Raw genomic sequence first — 4,682 nt, forward strand, 5'->3', positions numbered from 1 at the left:
GAGCCGGTGGCACCGTCGGCCGCGGTGGTCCCGGTGCCCGTGCCGATCGCAGCGCCGGCAGTGCCGCCGGCACCGCCCGAACCACCGGCGCCGCCACCCGATGCCGTGCTGCCGGCGCCGGTCGGATCGAGCGAGGTTCCACCCAGCCGCGGTTGCGCCGATGCGCCCAGTTCCCCCATCGCGCCGGCCGCTGCCGAAATCGCGCCCGCCGCCGTCAACGAATTGCCGTCGGCGGTGCCGCCCGGCTGCGTGCCGTTGCCCCCCATGCTCGGCTGCGAAACCGCGTCCACCGCGTTGCGGCCCGGCAGGTCCTCGATGCCGGCGACGGTCTGCTGACGCGCGTCGGTCAGGCGGTAGTTGCCCGCGTCGGCACCGCTCAGGGCCAGTGCGATCTGCACCGTCTTGCCCGCCGCGGCCGAGGCATTGTCGTACTGACCCCGACCCTGCAGCGCGACCTCGTCGCCAACGACCACGCCACGCAGCGGCGGCAGTACCAGCACCGCGTCGCTGCCGCCGTCGAAGCGCTTGTCTAGCACGGCCACATTGCCGACGGTCAGTTCCTTCGCCGCCACGTCGCCGCGCGACTGCAGGCTGGTGTTGACCAGGCGATAGTTGCCGGCATCGCCACCGCGCAGGCCCGCGGTCACGTCCACGCGCTTGCCGGTGCCGGCGTTCTTGGTGTCGTAAAGGCCCTGCAAGATCAACGCCACGTCGTCCCCACCGACCGTGCCGACCGGGCCGCTGCTGCCGACGTTGGCGGTCCGGTTGCCGTCGTACACCTTGGTGGTCACGCTCAGGGTGCCGGCGTCGATCGTCTTGGGCGTGATGTCGCCGCTGGACTGCAGGCGCGTCGCGAGCAACTGGTAGTTGCCGGCGTCGCCACCGCGCAAGCCGGCCGTCACGTCCACCCGCTTGCCCGTGCCGGCGTTCCTGTCGTCGTACTGGCCTTGCAGGACCAGCGCCACGTCGTCCCCGCTCAGCGTGCCGACCGGGCCGTTGCTGCCGACGTTGGCGGTGCGGTTGCCGTCGTACACTTTGGCCGTCACGCTCAGCGTGCCGGCGTCGATCGTCTTGGGCGTGATCGAGGCGGTACTGCCGCGCGGCGTCGAGGTGGCCACGTCCATGACATAGTTGTCGGCATCGGTGCCGCCGAGTTGTGCGGCGACCACGACGCTCTTGTTGTCGCCGACGTTCTTGTCGACGAACGCGGCCTGGGTGGCGACCGACACATCGTCGCCGACGACGGCATTGCCGAGCGTGGCGTTGCGCACCTGCGCGCCGATCCCGCCGTCGTACACCTTGCCGGCGATGTCGACCGCCACCGTCAGCGTGCGCTTGGCGATGTCGGCATAGGCCGTGCTGTCGACCAGGTAGTTGCCGGCATCGTTGCCGCCGAGCGCGATGCCGGACACGGTGACCTGCTTGTTGACGCCGGCGCGCTTGTCGGCGAACACCGCGCCGGATGCACCGGCGAAGCGCACGTCGTCGCCGCTCACCACGCCGCTCAGGGCCGCCGACCCCAGGCTGGCGGTGTTGGTGCCGTCGTAGACCTTGCCCTGGATCGAGCCGGCCCCCAGCTGCAGCGTCTTCTGGCTGATCATACCGATGTTGGCACTGGCGCTGGTGCTGGCCAGACCGTAGCCGTACACGCGCACCGCGCCGTTGCCGGCGTGGTCCACGCTCAGACCGTCGACGGTGACCGCCTTGCCGTGGCCGACGTTCTTGCTGTCGTAGTGCGCGGCGGTGCCGGTGACGACGACCGTATCGCCGTCGATCGCACCGCTGCTGGCCGTGTAGCCGATCCCGCCCAGTGCGGCAGCGGCATTGCCGTCATAGGTCTTGCTGGCTGCGCCGGTGAGGGCGACGGCAACGGTCGGGGCGACGCGGTAAAGGAAACCGCTGCCCGCATCCAGCACGGTGCTGCCGGTGCCGGCGTTGTACTGCTTGAACTGCGGCGCCAGACCGCCGCGGGTGTCATTGAGCGGCGAGGTGGAATACACCAGCCAGCGGCCGTTGCCGGTGCTTACGGCGCTGCTGCCTGCCTGATTGATGAAGTTGCGGCCGGCCGCCAGCAGCACGCCGGTCTGTCGCTGCGCGGCATTGCCCGCGCTCACCGCCTGTTGCAGCGTCAGGTCCGCGCTGGCGCCGGTCAGGCGCACGTCCACCGCGCCGGTGGAGGCGATGCCGGCGAGGCCATCGACACTGCCGACCAGCAGGCTGCCGTTGTTGCGGAAAGTCAGGTCGCCGCTCTGCGCCGCGATCGCGTTCACCAGGGTACTGGCGGAGGTCAGCGACACCGCGCCGCTGGAGCGCAGCGCCAGCGCCGCGGCGGTCAACGCGCCGCTGCCCTGGATGCCGGTGCCGGCGACGTCGTTGAGCGACAGCGTCTGCGCGGCGCTGATGCCGTGGTTCAGGCTCAGGCCGCCCTGCGCGGCGCTGAGATAGAGGCTGCCGCCGCTCACGCCGACGTCGTCGGTCTGCTGCAAACGACGCGCCTGCACCTGCATGCGGTTGCCGACGGCGACGTTGAACGCCCCCATCGTCACGTCATTGCCCGACGCATCCACGCGCAACGTGCTCACGCCGTTGAAGCGCGACAGCATGCTGCCGCTCAGGACCGTGCTGCTGCCGCCGAACGCGAACGGGTTGCCGCCGGACAGGGCGAAGGCCACGGTGGCTGCCGTCTGATTGCTCAGCGTGGTGCTGGCCGCATCGAAACCGGTGCCGGCAGTGGCGGCGAGGGTGGCGGCGCTGTTGTTGAAGTTGATCGCGCTGTTCAGGCCCAAGGTTCCTGTCGCGTTCAACCCCACCGTCCCGGTGGTGCCGGCGCGCACATTCAAGCCGGTCAGTGTGTCGGCGAGACCCAGGCCCCAAGTGGCGCTGGAACTGGCGATCTGGGTGGCGCCGCCCACGTCCAGCGCCAGCGTGGTGAAGTTGAAGGTACTGTCGCTGAGGGTGGCGCCAGCGCCGGCGGTGACCGCCAGTTTGGCCGCAGATACGCCGCCGTTGACTCCCAAGACGCGTTGGCCGCTCTTCAGGCTCACGGTGCTGGCGCCAGTGACGATGTCGCTGTCGAACACCAGGTCGCCGCCGTCGCTGCGGCCCACTTCCAGCGTGGCCGCGTTGACCTGGCCGATCGTCGCGTTGCTGAGCCCGGTGCCCAGATGCAGGGCGTTGGCCGCGGTCATCTGCCGGATTGTGACCTTGCCGTTGCCGCCGTTGGCGGTGACATGCTGGCTGAGGTTGATGGTGTCGCCGGTCAGGATCACGTCGCCGGTGCTGTTGCTGAGGCTGCCGGCGGTGATGTCCAGGGTCTTGTCGAGCAGTTCGAAGCTGCCGCTGGCGTTGAAGTTGTAGTTGCCGGAGACGCTGATGGTGCCCGTGCCATCGGCGCGGCCGATGGTCAGGTTGCGGATGCCCGGCAACTTGTTCAGCGTCGCCGCCGAGGCGAAGCCATTGGCGTCGCCCAGCACCATGTTGACCGAAGGGTCGTACGGCTCCAGGCGCATCGACGCCGTGCTGAGGTTGTTGAGGGTCGAAGAGCCCCAGTCGATCTTGTTGGCACGCAGCACCAGCACGCCGCTGCCGGTATCGAGATTGACCGGTACGTTGCCGAACACGATGTTGCCGCTGGTGTAGATGCTGGCGCCGCCCTTCATGGTGAAGGCGGTATCGATGTTGAAATCCCCACTGGCGTCGATCAGGCCGTTGAGGATCTTCTCGCCGCTGGTGTAGCTGCCGTCGGCCTTGAACAGCACGCGCCCGGCGCCGAGGGTCATGTTGGAGTTCAGCGTCACCGCGCCCTGCCCGGTGGACAGGTACACGTTGCCGCCATTGCTGAAGATCGGCGAGTTCAGGGTCAGGTCGCCGCCGCCCATGTTGTCCGAGTCGCCCCAGATGCGCACGTAGCCGCCATTGGTGGTCAGCGCGCCGCTGACCGAGATGCCGTCGGCGCCGTACAGGGTGATCGAGCCGGCGCCCGGGGTACCGTTGCCGTTCTGGCTGACGTCGTGGGTCGGCAGCGTGCCGGGATTGGTGCCGGGGCCATGTGCGATCAGGTTGCCGATGCTGCTCAGGAAGCCGGTGTTGGTGCGTCCGCTCTGCATGTAGATGCTGCCGGTCCCGAACACTTCCACCGTATTGGTCGGATTGGCGAAGCTGATGGTGCCGTTGGTGTTCTCCAGACGCAGGCTGACATTGTTGGCCATGCTCAGGCGGCCGTTGCCGCCGTTCAGCGACAGGTCGCCGAAGGTGATGCCATTGTCGGCCACCAGCATCACGTTGGCGTTCTGCGCCTGCAGGTCCCGCACGTATACCGTGCTTCCGCCCAGGGAACCGATGCCGGTGCCGCCGCCTTGGATGCTGATGGTGTCCGGGTCCAGCAGCAGGTCGCCCATCGCGCCGTTGGCCGCGCTGGCATCGGTGCGGCCGCTGTAGGCGAGTTGCTGCTTGCCGGAGACTTCGGCGCGGCCGCCGTTGCCGCCTTGCGCGCCACCGCGCACGGCGATGCTGCCGGCGAACCGGGTGTCGCCGTCGGACCAGACCACCGCTTCGCCGCCGTTGCCGCTGCTGCCGGCGCTGGCGTCGAGCGCGACGCTGGCATCGGCCTCCACGTGGGTGGCGTTACGCAACGCCGGATCGTGCCCCTGCCAACCGCCGCCGACGTGGATGGCGCCACCGCA

General features: G+C 69.3%; 1 protein-coding gene. It reads right to left on the reverse strand.

The window, feature by feature from the left end; translation table 11 throughout:
- Positions 1 to 4,631, reverse strand: a 4,631-nt coding sequence (locus D180_RS06510) for a YDG domain-containing protein (protein WP_157835433.1), incomplete at its 3' end; no start/stop codon positions are given.
- Positions 4,632 to 4,682: the final 51 nt, after the last annotated feature.

This window comes from Xanthomonas sp. SHU 166, from assembly GCF_000364685.1.
GTDB lineage: Bacteria > Pseudomonadota > Gammaproteobacteria > Xanthomonadales > Xanthomonadaceae > Xanthomonas_A > Xanthomonas_A sontii.